At 36.1% G+C, this 14,615-nt stretch carries 17 protein-coding genes; 9 read left to right on the forward strand and 8 right to left on the reverse strand.

Annotated elements, in window-relative coordinates; all coding sequences use genetic code 11:
* Positions 1 to 155: 155 nt before the first annotated feature.
* The 4 genes from JMA43_RS03610 to JMA43_RS03625 all read left to right on the forward strand — a co-directional run bounded on the left by JMA43_RS03610 (position 156) and on the right by JMA43_RS03625 (position 3,521).
* Positions 156 to 1,010, forward strand: coding sequence for an AraC family transcriptional regulator (locus JMA43_RS03610; RefSeq protein ID WP_342155002.1), 855 nt, complete (start codon positions 156 to 158; stop codon positions 1,008 to 1,010).
* Positions 1,011 to 1,037: 27 nt separating this feature from the next.
* A complete protein-coding gene (locus JMA43_RS03615) occupies positions 1,038 to 1,805 on the forward strand; it encodes a ThuA domain-containing protein (RefSeq protein WP_342155003.1) in 768 nt (255 codons plus the stop codon).
* A gap of 104 nt (positions 1,806 to 1,909) precedes the next feature.
* Positions 1,910 to 2,938 carry a ferrochelatase gene (gene hemH, locus JMA43_RS03620; protein WP_342155004.1) on the forward strand — a complete coding sequence of 343 codons (1,029 nt, stop codon included), beginning with the start codon at positions 1,910 to 1,912 and terminating at the stop codon, positions 2,936 to 2,938.
* Between the two features lie 31 nt (positions 2,939 to 2,969).
* Complete coding sequence (locus JMA43_RS03625) at positions 2,970 to 3,521, forward strand: CopD family protein (protein WP_342155005.1); 552 nt, start codon at positions 2,970 to 2,972, stop codon at positions 3,519 to 3,521.
* Here the strand turns inward: JMA43_RS03625 and JMA43_RS03630 are convergent.
* The 3 genes from JMA43_RS03630 to JMA43_RS03640 form a co-directional block, all read right to left on the reverse strand.
* Positions 3,518 to 5,170 carry a S41 family peptidase gene (locus tag JMA43_RS03630; protein WP_342155006.1) on the reverse strand — a complete coding sequence of 551 codons (1,653 nt, stop codon included), beginning with the start codon at positions 5,168 to 5,170 and terminating at the stop codon, positions 3,518 to 3,520. The genes JMA43_RS03625 and JMA43_RS03630 overlap by 4 nt on opposite strands.
* Positions 5,171 to 5,605: a deoxycytidylate deaminase gene (locus JMA43_RS03635; RefSeq protein ID WP_342155007.1), complete on the reverse strand. Its 435-nt coding sequence runs from the start codon at positions 5,603 to 5,605 to the stop codon at positions 5,171 to 5,173.
* 175 nt (positions 5,606 to 5,780) lie between these two features.
* Complete coding sequence (locus JMA43_RS03640; protein WP_342155008.1) at positions 5,781 to 6,368, reverse strand: HupE/UreJ family protein; 588 nt, start codon at positions 6,366 to 6,368, stop codon at positions 5,781 to 5,783.
* A 323-nt stretch (positions 6,369 to 6,691) separates the two neighbouring features.
* Here JMA43_RS03640 and JMA43_RS03645 point away from each other — a divergent pair, with 323 nt between their 5' ends.
* A complete protein-coding gene (locus JMA43_RS03645; protein ID WP_342155009.1) occupies positions 6,692 to 7,816 on the forward strand; it encodes a PepSY-associated TM helix domain-containing protein in 1,125 nt (374 codons plus the stop codon).
* Between the two features lie 148 nt (positions 7,817 to 7,964).
* Here the strand turns inward: JMA43_RS03645 and JMA43_RS03650 are convergent, their stop codons facing one another.
* Positions 7,965 to 8,693, reverse strand: coding sequence for a TerB family tellurite resistance protein (locus JMA43_RS03650; protein WP_342155010.1), 729 nt, complete (start codon positions 8,691 to 8,693; stop codon positions 7,965 to 7,967).
* A 204-nt stretch (positions 8,694 to 8,897) separates the two neighbouring features.
* Between JMA43_RS03650 and JMA43_RS03655 the strand changes: the two genes are divergently transcribed.
* From JMA43_RS03655 to JMA43_RS03670, 4 genes are all read left to right on the forward strand, one after another.
* Positions 8,898 to 9,308, forward strand: a complete 411-nt coding sequence (locus tag JMA43_RS03655; protein ID WP_342155011.1) for a BrxA/BrxB family bacilliredoxin — start codon at positions 8,898 to 8,900, stop codon at positions 9,306 to 9,308.
* Between the two features lie 88 nt (positions 9,309 to 9,396).
* Positions 9,397 to 9,834: an arsenate-mycothiol transferase ArsC gene (locus JMA43_RS03660; RefSeq protein WP_342155012.1), complete on the forward strand. Its 438-nt coding sequence runs from the start codon at positions 9,397 to 9,399 to the stop codon at positions 9,832 to 9,834.
* A 3-nt stretch (positions 9,835 to 9,837) separates the two neighbouring features.
* Complete coding sequence (locus JMA43_RS03665) at positions 9,838 to 10,569, forward strand: lysophospholipid acyltransferase family protein (protein ID WP_342155013.1); 732 nt, start codon at positions 9,838 to 9,840, stop codon at positions 10,567 to 10,569.
* A 4-nt stretch (positions 10,570 to 10,573) separates the two neighbouring features.
* A complete protein-coding gene (locus JMA43_RS03670; protein ID WP_342155014.1) occupies positions 10,574 to 11,230 on the forward strand; it encodes an HD domain-containing protein in 657 nt (218 codons plus the stop codon).
* A gap of 2 nt (positions 11,231 to 11,232) precedes the next feature.
* Here the strand turns inward: JMA43_RS03670 and JMA43_RS03675 are convergent, their stop codons facing one another.
* From JMA43_RS03675 to JMA43_RS03690, 4 genes are all read right to left on the reverse strand, one after another.
* Positions 11,233 to 12,009, reverse strand: coding sequence for an enoyl-CoA hydratase/isomerase family protein (locus JMA43_RS03675; protein ID WP_342155015.1), 777 nt, complete (start codon positions 12,007 to 12,009; stop codon positions 11,233 to 11,235).
* A gap of 13 nt (positions 12,010 to 12,022) precedes the next feature.
* Positions 12,023 to 13,450: a sensor histidine kinase gene (locus JMA43_RS03680; RefSeq protein WP_342155100.1), complete on the reverse strand. Its 1,428-nt coding sequence runs from the start codon at positions 13,448 to 13,450 to the stop codon at positions 12,023 to 12,025.
* A gap of 356 nt (positions 13,451 to 13,806) precedes the next feature.
* Positions 13,807 to 14,415 (reverse strand): FAD-dependent oxidoreductase, encoded by a 609-nt coding sequence (locus JMA43_RS03685; RefSeq protein ID WP_446719394.1) that lies wholly within the window; start codon positions 14,413 to 14,415, stop codon positions 13,807 to 13,809.
* Entirely contained in the window at positions 14,415 to 14,615 is a 201-nt protein-coding gene (locus JMA43_RS03690; protein ID WP_342155016.1) for a hypothetical protein, read from the reverse strand. Before JMA43_RS03690 ends, JMA43_RS03685 begins: the two co-directional genes overlap by 1 nt.

Raw genomic sequence — 14,615 nt, forward strand, 5'->3', positions numbered from 1 at the left:
AGGAAAATCTAACTCCTTTTCGTTTGATATACCGCAAAATACCGTATTTTTGAAGTAAATTAAGTGATTGGCGAAACATTAGTTTAGAACAATTCTAAATAGTTTAGGTCGATTTCTACACAATTTTAAAGTAAAAAAATAACGCTATAAGTGCTATGGAAGAAATTGTAATAGAAGATGGTTTTACGTTGCTGAAAATTCAAAATGAAACACATGACATTCAGCATATTAGCAAACAAATAGACAGTAGTTTTATTCAGTTTCACTTTTGTTTAAAAGGAAGTGCGATTTTTCATTTCAATCAAGGAAATTACGCACTCGATTTGAAAGAAGAGGAAGCGCTTATTTTGTACAATCCACAGCGCGATTTACCTATTAACATGGAGTTGAACTCAAAAACTTGGGTAATTTCGGTGTTAATTCCTATTAAAAAATTCCACTCGTTATTTTCTTCAGAAGCAAATTATATTCACTTTTTAGATGAAGAGAACATCGATAAAAAATATTACAACACTTCGCCCATAACACCAATTATGTCGGTTGTTTTGAGTCAGATGATGAATTACAATTTACATCAATCTATCAAACGATTGTATTTAAAAGGAAAGGTGTACGAACTTTTGGGCTTGTATTTTAACAAACCAGAAGATGCCGATGTAGAACAATGTCCGTTTTTAATTGATGAGGATAATGTGCGTCGTATTCGCAAAGCAAAAGATATTGTAATTGCTCGAATGGCAGAGCCACCTTCGTTGCAAGAGCTGTCGGATGAAATTGGATTGAATTTAAAGCGATTAAAAGAAGGCTTTAAACAAGTTTATGGAGACTCGGTTTATAGTTTTTTATTCGATTATAAAATGGAGTATGCCCGTAAAATGCTCGAAACAGGCGAACTCAATGTTAATGAAGTGGGACTGAAAGTGGGCTATAGTACCGCCAGCCATTTTATAGCTGCTTTTAAAAAGAAGTACGGTACTACACCGAAAAAATATATCATGGCGCTCAATTAATACCAACAAAAATAAACCACCATTGTAATGAAACTATATTTTATTGGCTGTTTGTTATTAGTTTTTGTGAGTTGTAAAGAGGCTTCAACTAAAAAAGCGGAAACCTTTTTAAAAGACAACACAGAAGTTGTACAACAAGATAGTGTATTGGTTTTTACAAAAACAGCTGGCTACAGGCATAAATCTATCGAGGCAGGGGTGGAGTTGATTAAAACATTGGGAGAAAAGCATCAGTTTACGGTACATCATACCGAAGATTCTTTGCAATTCAATTTTAAAAACTTGAAAAAATACAACTTAATTCTGTTCTTGTCTACCACACTCGATGTATTGGGAGAACCGCAACAACAAGATTTTCAGAAGTACATACAGACAGGAGGAAGTTTTATGGGGATTCATGCTGCTTCTGATACCGAATTTAATTGGCCTTGGTATGGTAAACTGGTTGGTGCTTATTTTGAAAATCATCCAAGCGGAACACCACAGGCAGTAATCAACGTTGTAGATACCAATCATATTGCCACGAAGGGTTTGCCGAAAAAATGGACTCGCACAGACGAGTGGTATAATTTTAAAGAGATAAATCCGAATATAAATGTTTTGATGAATTTAGACGAAACTACATATGAAGGAGGAACAAACGGAAAGAACCATCCCATTGCATGGTATCATGAGTTTGATGGTGGTAGGTCGTTTTATACAGGTGGCGGACATAGCATAGAGTCGTTTTCGGAGCCACTTTTTGTGCAACATATTTTAGGCGGAATTTTTTATTGTTTAAAAAGAACAGAATAGCATCGATATTTTTTATGATTCTATAAAAACCTTTGTTTAAAATAGAAGCTTATTGATTAAACAATACCGTATTTTTGTAACCAGAAATAGAGATTGAAACATTCATGAAAGGAGTATTATTGGTGAATTTGGGTTCTCCAGATTCTACAGACCCAAAAGACGTAAAAAAATATTTAGAAGAATTTTTAATGGACGAGCGCGTTATCGACATGCCGTTGTGGTTGCGCACCTTCATTGTAAAAGGAATTATATTAAATACACGCCCTAAAAAATCGGCTGCCGCTTACGAAAGGATTTGGTGGGAAGAAGGTTCGCCATTAATTGTACTTTCGGAGCGTTTGCAAGATAAAGTCGATGCGCTTACAAGTGTGCCTGTAGCTTTAGCAATGCGCTACGGAAACCCTTCAATTCATAGTGGTTTGGAAGCTTTGAAAAACGAAGGTGTGGATGAAGTTTTGATTATTCCATTATACCCGCAGTTTGCAATGGCAACTACCGAAACTATCTTGGTATTGGCTGAAGAAATTCGTAAAAAGCATTTCCCAGAAATGCAATTTACCAATGTGCCTGCTTTTTATAATCACCCAGATTATATCCGTGTATTGTCAGAATCTATTCAAGAAAATTTAAAAGATAAAGATTGGGAGCATGTGTTGTTTTCGTATCACGGAGTTCCAGAGCGACACATCAAAAAGTCCGATATTACCAAATCGCATTGTAAAATAGATGGACAATGTTGTAAAACTGCATCGCCTGCACACCAATTTTGTTACCGTCATCAATGTTATGAAACTACTAGACAAGTTGCCGAATATTTAGGATTGAAAGAAGGAACTTATACCACTTCTTTTCAGTCGCGATTAGGAATAGACCCTTGGTTACAGCCTTTTACCGATAAAAAGATTAATGGTTTTCCTGAAAAAAACATCAAGAAATTGGCGGTAATTACACCAGCTTTTGTTTCGGATTGTTTGGAGACTCTAGAAGAAATTGGCATGGAAGCACGTCACGAGTTTAAAGAAAACGGCGGTGAAGAATTTCATTTGGTACCTTGTTTAAATGACGACGAAGCTTGGATTAAAGTGCTTTCTCGTTGGATTGACGAATGGGCACAAGCGGTTACGGCGCAATAAAAAGTAGTACCTTTGCGGAAAACAATAACAAATGACGGAGTATTATAATTACATCAAAGCCTTGCATCTTATTTTTGTAGTTACCTGGTTTGCGGGCTTATTTTATATTCCGCGATTGTTTGTGTATCAAATCGAAGCTTTTCATCAGCCTTCTCCTGAAAAAGAAATTTTAGGAAAGCAGTTAAAATTAATGGCGAAAAGACTTTGGTTTATCATTACTTGGCCATCGGCAATTTTGGCAACTATTTTTGCTGTGTGGTTGTTAATTTTAATACCTGCTTGGCTTCATCAAGGGTGGATGCATGTAAAGTTGGTTTTTGTTTTACTGCTGATACTATATCATTTAAAAACGCATCAAATTTTTAAGCAATTGCAAAACGATAAGGTGAAATACACATCTCGTTTTATGCGAATTTGGAATGAAGGTGCTACCATTATTTTATTCTCGGTAGTGTTTTTAGTCATCTTAAAAAATAGTATCAATTGGATATTTGGTGTAGTCGGTATTTTCCTGTTGGCTATTCTTCTGATGCTCGGAATTAAGTTGTACAAGCGTATTCAAGATAAAAATCCAGAAGCTTAGTTTTCTATTAATTCCAAGTTTTCCTTCGGAATAGAATCGGATGCTTCTAGTTTTTCTTCAGTTTGAACATCGTCAATATGGATGAGTGCATTCAGCATTGGGTCGTTTACTTTTAAAACTTGCTGCTGTGCATTTTCACCATACAATTGTTCGGCAAGTGTAGCTTTGATGTAAAGTTTTAAATTGTCTCGATACGGCTCTAAATTGATGCGTAAGCCTCTGTCATCGGCATAATAAATAAAATCGTCTACCAAAGTATCGTCAATGCTAACGGTATTGATAAATGTTTCTTCGGATGTTTCTGCGTACGTATTTCGATGTTGATCGAGGTATTCAAAAACAAAAAACGACATAAAGCCAGAGTCTAAAATGGTGTTTACCCAAGCTTCTTCTTGTGTTCCTTTAATCGGGATAAAAATATCAGGAATAATTCCACCACCTCCGTATACAATTTTCCCTTTTGGCGTTTTGAAAATCAGCGAATCGGCTACTTTAATGCTGTCTGCCGATTGTAATTCGCCATTTTCGTAGCGTCTGTAAAATTGGTCGTAATAATCTTTGGTACCGTTTTCGTAGGAGCGTTGAATAGATCTACCTGTTGGGGTGTAATAGCGGGAAACAGTAAGTCGGACAGAAGAACCATCGCCAAGTCCCATTTCTCGTTGCACGAGACCTTTTCCAAACGAACGTCGTCCAATGATAGTTCCACGATCGTTATCTTGTATAGCGCCTGCAACAATTTCGCTTGCAGAAGCCGACTTTTCATTGATAAGGACATAAATTTCGCCATCTTCAAAACTTCCTTTTTTAGAGGCAAATGCTTTTTGAATAGCGCCACTTTTATTTTTGGTGAAAAGAATAAGTTTGTCGTCTTCCAAAAATTCATCGGCAATTTGTTCTGCAATCCCTAAATATCCGCCAGGATTGTTACGCAAGTCTAAAGCCAGTTTATTAATGCCTTTTTCTTGTAACAAAGTAAGCGCTTCTTTAAACTCTTTATAGGTACTCTCTGCAAATCGGTTAACTTTAATGTATCCAAAGGCGCTGTCGATAAGGTAAAATGCATCCACACTTTTTAGTGGTACTTCGGCTCTTTTGACATTAATTTTTAAGGTTTTCTTTTCTGAAGGGCGATACACCGTAAGTTTTACATTGGTTTTATTGTCGCCTTTTAGTGTGTTGATAATTTCTTCACTGCTGAGGTTTTTCCCGAAAAGAGTGTCGTTATCGGCTACTAAAATACGGTCGCCAGCTTTGATTCCAGCTTTAATACTTGGGCCATCTTTTATCGGTTTTATAACCGAGAGTGTATCTTTATACATGTAGAAGCTAATACCTACACCCACAAAGTCGCCTTTCATGTTTTCGGCAACTTTTTCTACTTCCGATTTTGGAATGTAAACCGAATGCGGATCTAGCTTGTCGAGAATGTTGTTTACTGTGACATCAACAATACTGTCAGTATTTACATCGTCTACATATTCGTAGTCAATATAATCGATGAGTCTGTTGAGTTTGTCTTTTTTAGAGTTAGTCGAAAAGAGTCGCTCAGGACCATCATTAAAGTTTAATTTTCCACCAATAAAAACTCCTACAGCCAAAGCCGATGCAATAATGAGCGGTAGTAAATAACTTTTATTTTTCAGCATTTAATTTTCTTCTAAGTTTTCAAGAAACACCAATTCTACACCTGCTTTTTCTAAAAATTTAAGTCCTTCGTCGTCTTTATAAGCACGGCTGTAAACAACTCTAGTAATTCCCGCCTGGTGCACCAACTTGCTACACTCTTTACAAGGTGAAAGTGTAATGTATAAGGTAGCGCCTTTGCATGATTGTGTGGAAGAAGCAACTTTTAAAATAGCATTTGCCTCCGCATGTAAAACATACCATTTTGTAAAGTGTTCTTCGTTTTCGCATTCATTTTCAAAACCTGTAGGCGTGCCGTTATAACCATCAGAAATAATCATTCGGTCTTTTACGATAATTGCTCCAACTTGCTTGCGTTTGCAATGCGAGAGTTTTCCCCATTCTTGCGCCATTCTTAAATAGGCTCTGTCGTATCTAGCTTGCTTTTCTTTGGCCATTATTTATTTTGAAGTTGTATTAATAGAGATACATCGTTAAGAACATCAGAAAAAATTGTTATCTGTAGAAAAAAGGAAGTATTCTATATAAAAAACGAATATAAAGGCTTTACAACTTAATTACAATATGTAATAAGTTAATTTTATCTTATAGTATTTTTGAAGCGTTTGATTTTTAGTTGAATACACAAGAATCTAGCAACATCGGAATAACAAAACCAACAACAATAGATGATAATACCATGATCCAATCGCGTTTGTTAAACCTGAAAATTGTTTGGCAAACAAAACCTAATGCAAGCACTACAATTACAACTATTATTTGTGATGCTTCAATACCTAATGCGAACTCTAAAAGCGGAATTATTTTATTAGAACTACTGGCTACTATTTGCTTGAAATAGGTTGAAAAACCAAGTCCATGAATCAATCCGAAGAATAATGTTGTAAAAAATGTAAGTCCGAATTTTTCTTTGTTAGCACCCTTCCCTGCAGTAAAAATATTAAATACCGCCGTCACAAAAATTGTTACAGGAATAAGACATTCCACAAGGGTAGAACTTACGCTTACAACGCCATAAGTTGCTAATATTAAGGAGATGGTATGTCCCACAGTAAAAATGGTAACAAGCCATAAAATTTTCTTCCAATTTGAAAAGTTATAAGGAACCGTTAATGCGATGAAAAATAGCACATGGTCATATGCATTGATGTCAAGAACATGTTCGAGTCCAAGTTTGAAATAGAACCAAAATTGATCCATAAAAGATAGATTAAAGGGTTTTTGCCAAATTTACAATTATTTTGAATATTCAATACCATTTTCATAATACTTGTATCTATATGGATGTCAAATCTAGATTTTACTCGACAATCGAGATTTAAACACTCTTACGCTTGCTTCGAAATCAGATTTGAATTCTCTTTTAATTCGTTATGGGCTTGCTCCGAAGTAGTTTACTAAAAAATAAATTGTTTTAAATGTTAATTGCATATATATTTGTTTTTTATTTAAACCAATTAAAAATAAACAAGCAAGAAGCTTTTGTGCTTTTTGGATAAATTATTGGAAAACAATCTCTTTGTATGGCAAAAAAGAAGACTTACGGATTTAGAAAGTTTATTAACGATGTGCATCTTTGGCTTGGAATAGCAAGCGGAATTATTTTGTTTTTGGTGTGTTTTAGTGGAACATTTTTAGCTTTTGAACACGAAATAAAAGATTTGTTTGCTGAAAAAATGAAGGTAGTGCCAACTGGAGATTCAAAATCTATATCAGCGTTAACAGCGCTTATTCAGCAAAAAGTAGAAGGGGAGCTTACACGTGTTACGCTTCCGTCGAGTGCTGACGAGCCGTATGAATTCACCATAAAAACAAGTCCGAAAGACCGTAGAGGGACAGCATTTTACGTAAATCCTTATACTGCGGAAATTTTAAAAGCGCCAAAATCGAGTGCCGATGGATTTATGATGGCAATGTTTCGTATGCATCGTTGGATAATGCTCGATGTGCCTGTAGGAAGACCAATTGTTGGGGTGGCTACTATTATCTTTTTAATATTATCGATTACTGGAATAGTACTTTGGTTTCCGAAGAAAATAAAATGGAAAACTATTAAACCAGGACTAAAGATTAAATGGAATGCAAATTGGAAGCGTATCAACCACGATTTGCACAATACCTTAGGTTTTTATGCTTGTATTTTTATTGTGATAATGGCTATTACAGGACTTTGTTGGTCGTTTGAAGGATACCGCGAAGGACTCGGAAATATTATGGGAGCTAAAGCTTTTGGGAATCGAGGAGGAGGACCAAAACTAGAAGTGAAAGTTCAAGATAAACCTGCCATTTCTTTAGAAAAGGCAATTGCAATTACGCATAAAGAATTTGATTTTGAAGGGAAAACGCGTATTTCTTTTCCGAATGAAAGGGCACAAGTTTATAACATTAGTAAATACAACGAAGCATCTTTTTCTCCTGTTGCGCCAGATGCGTTAGCTATCGATATTTACGGAAATGTATTACACAAAGAATATTTTAATGACAAGCCTTTAAATGTTCGGATTATGAGTTTAATTCGTCCGATTCATACTGGAGAAATTTTTGGAACTTTTTCTCAAATTATTTACTTTTTAGCTTGTTTAATTGCCACTACCTTGCCTATAACTGGAACACTTATTTGGATAAATAAAATGAAAAAGAAAAAGTAAAGATGTTTTAAGGCGAGAGCCGATGTGTATTTAATTGAAAGTGTAAAAGCGCATACTGAAAAGTTTGCGCTTTTATATTTTGTTAGTAGCCTTCAACAAAGATACTGTAAACTCCTGTTTCGTTTTTATTTGAATTTATTCCAGTAGATTACATCCCTCTTTCTTTTTGTATTTGCTCGTAGGCGCGCTGTACTTCTTTAAACTTTTCTTCGGCACCTTTTTTAATAGCTTCGTCGTTGGTACGCACTTTGTCTGGGTGGTATTTTTTTACCATTTGTCGGTAAGCTGTTTTTACATCGGCGTCGCTTGCATCGGGGCGTACTTCTAAAATTTTGTATGCGTTGTCGGTCGACTCGATAAACATAGCCATCACACTTTCAAAGTCGCGATAATGCACTTTTAAATACCCGGCTATTTCTCTAATTTTTAAAGTTTCAGCTTCCGTTACAGCACCATCTGCTTTTGCAATTCCGAAGAGAAAATGTATTAACTGTACACGAGTTTCGTAACGTGTGCGTTGGTTGAGGTAAGCGCAAATACGTTCCGCAGAAATTTCTCGCTTTTTTACAACTTCGTTAAAGGTTCTAAAAACAGCATTGGCCTTGTCTTTTCCGTAGGTAGAAACAAAATACGAGCGCACATATTGAAGTTCGTTTTGATTTACTTTTCCGTCGGCTTTAATTACGATGGAGCAGAGCGATAATAAATTCAGTTCAAAATCGGCCGGAGATACATCTTTGCGGTCGTTAAAAACAGTTTCTACATTAATTCCGCCGTTTCTAAAACCATCAACAATGCTTCCTATAATAAACCCAATTATTGCACCTGGAAGTCTCAAGAAAAAGTATCCGCCAAAGGCGAAAATCCATTTAAGCATACCTTAATTTTTGTCTTAATAACATCTTTAAAGACCAAGGAATTTAAAGATTGTTCAAATATAAGTTTAATTTGTTTTTATGTAAAATGATGAACGAGGTTTGTGGGCTTGCTTTTTAAAGAGATAGGATAGAAAGTGTTTGTTTTTCGTTATCTTTGCGACATAGTTTAATAATTGAAATAAAAATTTAAAAATATAGCGATTATGTATCCAGCAGAATTAGTAAAACCAATGAAAGAAGACCTAGTGGTTGCAGGGTTTAAAGAGTTGTTATCTACCGCAGAAGTTGATGCCGCTATGGCGCAAAAAGGTACTACACTTGTTGTAGTAAACTCGGTTTGTGGTTGTGCAGCTGCCAATGCAAGGCCAGGTGCAAAAATGAGTTTGAACAACGCAAAAACGCCAGATAATTTATTTACAGTGTTTGCAGGTTTCGACAAAGATGCTACCGATAAAGCAAGAGAATATATGTTGCCTTTTCCTCCATCATCGCCTTGTATGGCTTTGTTTAAAGACGGAGAGCTTGTGCATATGTTAGAAAGACATCACATCGAAGGGCGTCCTGCAGAAATTATTGCAGATAACCTTATGGGTGCATACAATGAGTTTTGCTAAGCAAATAACTTTATTGTAAAATATAATTTTAAAGACCACGTTTAGGCGTGGTTTTTTTATTTTTGCTGAAGACATTAAAACCAAAATTTTGGAATCGAGAATTCTATTTATTTGCACCGGAAATTTTTACAGAAGCAGATTTGCCGAAATGCTTTTTAATTATTTAGCTGAAAAAGAAAAGTTGCCTGTAAAGGCTTTTTCTAAAGGACTTCGGCTTTCTAAAAAAAATAAAGGTCCGCTTTCGAGTTATGCGGAAAATTATTTAGCTGAAAATTATAATGAACTCGAAATTTCAACCCGAATGCCCATTCCTGTAACTAGGCAAGATTTTGAATATTACGACCAAATTATTGCTTTAGACGAAACAGAACATAGAGCACTCATGAAGCAATTTTTCCCAACGGAAGAAAATCAAATTACGTATTGGAATTTTGCCGACGATTATATCGAAGCGCCAGCAATGGTACTGCCAAAACTTGAAGAAAAAGTAAAAGCATTTGTAGCAGATTTAAAAACGAAGTATTAAAGCATGAGAAAACTATTAGCTTACCCCTTAACCGTTATTTATTTTATTGTTTTCGGACTCTTACTCTTAATTTTTCATCCAATACAATGGGTGTGTTTTAATGTTTTTGGGTATCAGGCGCATAAAAAAAGTGTCGATACGCTTAACTTCTTCCTCACCTATACACTTTTGTTTTTAGGAGACCGCGTTAGTTTTAGAAATCCGCATAAAATTTCTACAGATAAACCGTGTATTATTGTGGCAAATCATCAAAGCATGTACGACATATCGCCAATAATTTGGCATATGCGTAAACACCATCCAAAATTTATCAGTAAAAAAGAATTAGGAAGAGGGATTCCGAGTATTTCGTACAATTTACGTCACGGAGGTTCTGCTTTAATCGACAGAAAAGACAGAGAGCAAGCGCTAAAAGCAATTATTAATTTGGCAAATTACGCTACTGAAAATAACCGTTCGGTTGTTATTTTTCCTGAAGGGACTCGTAGCAGAGATGGAAAACCAAAACCTTTTCAAACAGGCGGACTAAAAATATTATTGAAAAAAATGCCTGAAGCGCAAGTGGTGCCAATATCCATAAACAATTCGTGGAAAACCTTGCGTTATGGTAAATTTCCAATGGGAATTGGTGCGCACATCTCTTTTGATGTACACGAACCAATGGGCGCAAGAGATTTACCTGCCGACCAACTTATTGCAAAAATTGAAGAAACCATTTCTGGAGCGATACATTAATAAGATGAATACAACCGATATAATCGAGCAAACCATTGCGTTTGTAAAAGAAACTTTGAAAGATGCCGAAGGCGGTCACGATTGGTTTCATATCCAACGCGTTTTTAAAAACTCACTGTTAATTGCAAAAGATGAGCCTAAAGCAGACCCTTTGGTAGTTGGACTCGGTGCTTTGTTACACGATATAGCCGATGCTAAATTTAACGACGGAGACGAAACTGTGGGACCAACGTTGGCGCAACAGTTTTTGGAGTCTATAAATGTAGACACTACTGTGATTAATCATGTTGTTAAAATCATTGAAAACATCTCGTTTAAAGGTGGAAATTTCGAACAAAAGTTTAAATCTTTGGAATTGGATATTGTTCAAGATGCCGACCGTTTGGACGCCATTGGAGCTATCGGGATTGCGAGGTGTTTTAATTACGGCGGATTTAAAAAGCGAAAATTATACGACCCCGAAATTGCTCCCAATATGCAAATGACAAAAGAGCAATACAAAAATAGTACCGCTCCAACGATTAATCATTTTTACGAAAAATTGTTATTGCTGAAAGATAGAATGAATACCGAATCTGGTAAAAAGCTAGCTGAACAGAGGCATGCTTACATGGAAACCTTTCTAACGCAATTTTACGATGAGATTAATGGAAGAAAGTAATTTTACTTCCCTGGAAAATTAGCTTTTCGTTTTTCAAGGAAAGCTGTAGTTCCTTCTTTAAAATCTTCGGTGCCAAAACACTCGCCAAAAGCTTCAATTTCTTTTTTGTAGCCATTATCACTAAACCCTGCATTGATTGCATTGATGGCCGAAGCAATTGCCGTTGGAGAATTATTGATGATTTTCTTAGCAATTTTCATGCAAAACGGAATTAATTGCTCTTGAGCTACCATGTGGTTTATAAGTCCCGACATTAATGCTTGTTCAGTACCAATCATCCCGCCCGTTAAAATCATTTCCATAGCCCGACCTTTACCCACCAATTGCGGTAAACGTTGCGTGCCACCATAACCAGGAATTACACCCAAAGAAGTTTCTGGAAGTCCCATACGTGCATGGTCGCTTGCAATTCTAAAATGGCAAGCCATCGCCAGTTCGAGTCCGCCACCAAGTGCAAAACCATTAATGGCAGCAATCACAGGGGTTTGCATTCTTTCCACTTGATTGAAAAGTAGTTCTTGTCCTTTGGCAGCCAATTGAGAGCCTTCATAAACTGAAAAATCGGCAAATTCGGCAATGTCTGCACCGGCGACAAATGCCTTTTCTCCAGCTCCTGTAACTATAACTACACGAACATTTTCATCTTCATCTAAGGCATTAAAAGCGTGGTGAAGTTCTTCAATGGTAGCTTTATTGAGTGCGTTTAATTTTTTAGGACGATTGATGGTTACAATTCCAATATGTTCTTCCGTAGTAATTAAAATATTTTCAAAATTCATGGTTGTATCTTTTTTATTCTGATGGTGCCTTAAATTTAGGAAAAGAAACTGTGAAAACCGTACCTTTTCCTAAAACTGATGACAAACAGATGTGTCCGTTATACGTTTCTACTATATTTTTTACCATTCCTAAACCTAATCCCATGCCGCTAGATTTGGTGGTAAACTTTGGTTCGAATATTTTTTCCTGATTTTCTTCTGCAATTCCAATCCCGTTATCGGCTACAGAAATTTTTACATTTTCTTTTTCTGAATACACATTGACCACAATTTTTGGTTCTCTATCTTCTGGGATGGCTTGTGTGGCATTTTTCACTAAATTGGTAATAACTCTAATGAGTTGTGTGCGGTCGAGTTTAGCAATAATCTCTTTTTCATCAGCAATAAATCGAATGTAATCTTCATTAAAAATTTCAACAGACAAACGCACCACTTCAATCACATTTAGGGTTTCGTTTTGTTGTGCAGGCATGTTTGCAAAACTTCCAAAGGCTGAAGCAATATTGCTCATGGTGTCGATTTGTTGAATAAGCGTTTTAGAAAATTCTTCAAGTTTGCTTTTGGCATTTTCATCGGATGGGTCGAACTTTCTCTCAAAACTTTGTACGCTTAAACGCATTGGGGTAAGCGGATTTTTAATTTCGTGTGCTACTTGTTTTGCCATTTCGCGCCAAGCTTGTTCGCGCTCGCTTTTTGCGAGTAAAAGCGCACTGTTTTCTAGTTCGTCTATCATACCGTTGTAGGCATCGACTAAGGCGCCGATTTCTTCACTGGGGTCGTCTAAAAATATTTTTTGATTTTGCTTACTAAGTCGGGTTTGATAAAGTTTTTCACTGATGGCTTTTAACGAACGCGTGATGTATTTTGAAATGATGTAGGCGAGCATTACCGCAAGCACTAGAAGCAAAACGTACACCGCTGCCAAGCGTAAAAGAAACTCTTTAAGCTCGTTGTTATTAAAAGTATCGTCTTCGTAATACGGAATTTTTAAAATTCCGATAGGTTTAAATTTTAAGTCTAAAATATAACTGTAAGACGATTGAAAACGGTCGCCAGCAGCTTTTGTTTTTTCAACATACCGCTTGGTAGCACTGGATGCTAGTCCGTTTATAATGGTGTCGTTAAGAATGTAATCGTCGGTTGGATTTTCAATTCTCGGTTTTGAGCTAATAATTAAATTTCCGTTGAGGTCGTACACATTAAAGTTGATGTCGAGCACATCGGAAGCCTCGTAAATAGCTTGTTTGTATTCGAGAATGTAGCGTAGATTTTCGGTTTTAACCTCCCAAGTAGTATTTTTTAAAATGTAATCTATCTGCGCATTTAGTTGGTCTTCTTTGCGCTGCAAATACTCTTTATGATAATCTTCGGCTTGCTCTTTATATTGATAGATGGTTACACCTGCAATAAGTACAGAAGCTAAAATCACTATAAAAATCATAGTGATAAAAATGCGAGTACGAAGCGATAATTTATTGTACACAGATGTTTGTTTTCCGTTGACGTAGCTGCTTAAAAAGCTTTCTTTCCGTTATGCTGAATTGTATTCAGTTTTTTGAAAGTTAGTTTTAAAGTCTAGCTCTTTTGATTTTCAAATTTAAAGATAACAATAATTACGCCAAGAAATATAGTTGTGTTTTCTGAATAAACAGATTTTGTATGTTCAGTATTAATAGAAAAATAAAAGGTTGAATGCTGATTTCCTAACTGATGCTTTTTAAATCAGTCTTGACTTTCCTGCCTTCCGCAGGCAGGTTTGTTTCGTTTTTGTGTCAAGACAAAAATGAAAATAAAAAATTAAACTATCTTATCGTGTACTTTGGTGTGATTTCCGTTGTTCCATTCTGTTAAAATATCGGTAGCAACTTGAGCCCCACTACCAGCAGCAATTGCAAATTGACTACGGCCTCCTGCAAGTGTACCAGCAACGTAAAGTCCGCTTTTTACTACGTAATTGGTATTTTGTAGTTGTACTCTATTTTTGTTTGCCGGACTCATGGCATGCGGTTCTAAAAATTGTTTGAGTCCGTTAATTTCAAACATATCGGTGTAGCCAAGTGCTACCACCACCGCGTAAGAATCGTAAACAGATTTGTTGGTGGTAATGGTGTAAAGGTCGTCTTCCACATCGATGGCCAATACTTTTTCGTTTTCAATTTGGTGAACGTGTGGATATAGTTTTTCTAGTTGCTCTTTTCCTTCTTTTAAAATTGTAGAACCTTTGGTGCCAGGGGCAACTCCCAAAACATTGTTGAGTAAAGCCGATTGTAGATGCGATGCTTTTTGGTGCATTACAATACCAATGTTTTTTTTCTGAGCATAGGCAGCGTTTTTAGCAGATCCTAAAACAAGCGCACATTGCAATCCAGCAGGGCCGGCTCCTATAATAAAAGCATGGTAAATCATTATTTCCCTTTAACTTTTTGTTCGATTTTTTTAGACTGATAAAAGATAGCAAGGATTAAAATAGCGCAAAAAGCGGCAACAATTCCGATAACTGCTATCATGCTTTCTCCTTCAAAAGGATTGTTGAGGTCGAGCATTGTTACATTTACACCAATCATGGCAACTGCAACAAGCATGAGTATAATGATGAAAACTTTCAT

It is taken from the genome of Joostella sp. CR20, from assembly GCF_038433465.1.
In the GTDB taxonomy this organism is placed as follows: domain Bacteria; phylum Bacteroidota; class Bacteroidia; order Flavobacteriales; family Flavobacteriaceae; genus Galbibacter.

What these genes read in the sequence shown, in the direction of transcription:
- JMA43_RS03610 (WP_342155002.1), top strand. Translation starts at nt 156, where the DNA reads ATGGAAGAAATTGTAATAGAAGATGGTTTTACGTTGCTGAAAATTCAA.
- JMA43_RS03615 (WP_342155003.1), top strand. Translation starts at nt 1,038, where the DNA reads ATGAAACTATATTTTATTGGCTGTTTGTTATTAGTTTTTGTGAGTTGT.
- hemH (WP_342155004.1), top strand. Translation starts at nt 1,910, where the DNA reads ATGAAAGGAGTATTATTGGTGAATTTGGGTTCTCCAGATTCTACAGAC.
- JMA43_RS03625 (WP_342155005.1), top strand. Translation starts at nt 2,970, where the DNA reads ATGACGGAGTATTATAATTACATCAAAGCCTTGCATCTTATTTTTGTA.
- JMA43_RS03630 (WP_342155006.1), bottom strand. Translation starts at nt 5,170, where the DNA reads ATGCTGAAAAATAAAAGTTATTTACTACCGCTCATTATTGCATCGGCT.
- JMA43_RS03635 (WP_342155007.1), bottom strand. Translation starts at nt 5,605, where the DNA reads ATGGCCAAAGAAAAGCAAGCTAGATACGACAGAGCCTATTTAAGAATG.
- JMA43_RS03640 (WP_342155008.1), bottom strand. Translation starts at nt 6,368, where the DNA reads ATGGATCAATTTTGGTTCTATTTCAAACTTGGACTCGAACATGTTCTT.
- JMA43_RS03645 (WP_342155009.1), top strand. Translation starts at nt 6,692, where the DNA reads ATGGCAAAAAAGAAGACTTACGGATTTAGAAAGTTTATTAACGATGTG.
- JMA43_RS03650 (WP_342155010.1), bottom strand. Translation starts at nt 8,693, where the DNA reads ATGCTTAAATGGATTTTCGCCTTTGGCGGATACTTTTTCTTGAGACTT.
- JMA43_RS03655 (WP_342155011.1), top strand. Translation starts at nt 8,898, where the DNA reads ATGTATCCAGCAGAATTAGTAAAACCAATGAAAGAAGACCTAGTGGTT.
- JMA43_RS03665 (WP_342155013.1), top strand. Translation starts at nt 9,838, where the DNA reads ATGAGAAAACTATTAGCTTACCCCTTAACCGTTATTTATTTTATTGTT.
- JMA43_RS03670 (WP_342155014.1), top strand. Translation starts at nt 10,574, where the DNA reads ATGAATACAACCGATATAATCGAGCAAACCATTGCGTTTGTAAAAGAA.
- JMA43_RS03675 (WP_342155015.1), bottom strand. Translation starts at nt 12,009, where the DNA reads ATGAATTTTGAAAATATTTTAATTACTACGGAAGAACATATTGGAATT.
- JMA43_RS03680 (WP_342155100.1), bottom strand. Translation starts at nt 13,450, where the DNA reads ATGATTTTTATAGTGATTTTAGCTTCTGTACTTATTGCAGGTGTAACC.
- JMA43_RS03685 (WP_446719394.1), bottom strand. Translation starts at nt 14,415, where the DNA reads ATGATTTACCATGCTTTTATTATAGGAGCCGGCCCTGCTGGATTGCAA.
- JMA43_RS03690 (WP_342155016.1), bottom strand. Translation starts at nt 14,615, where the DNA reads ATGAAAGTTTTCATCATTATACTCATGCTTGTTGCAGTTGCCATGATT.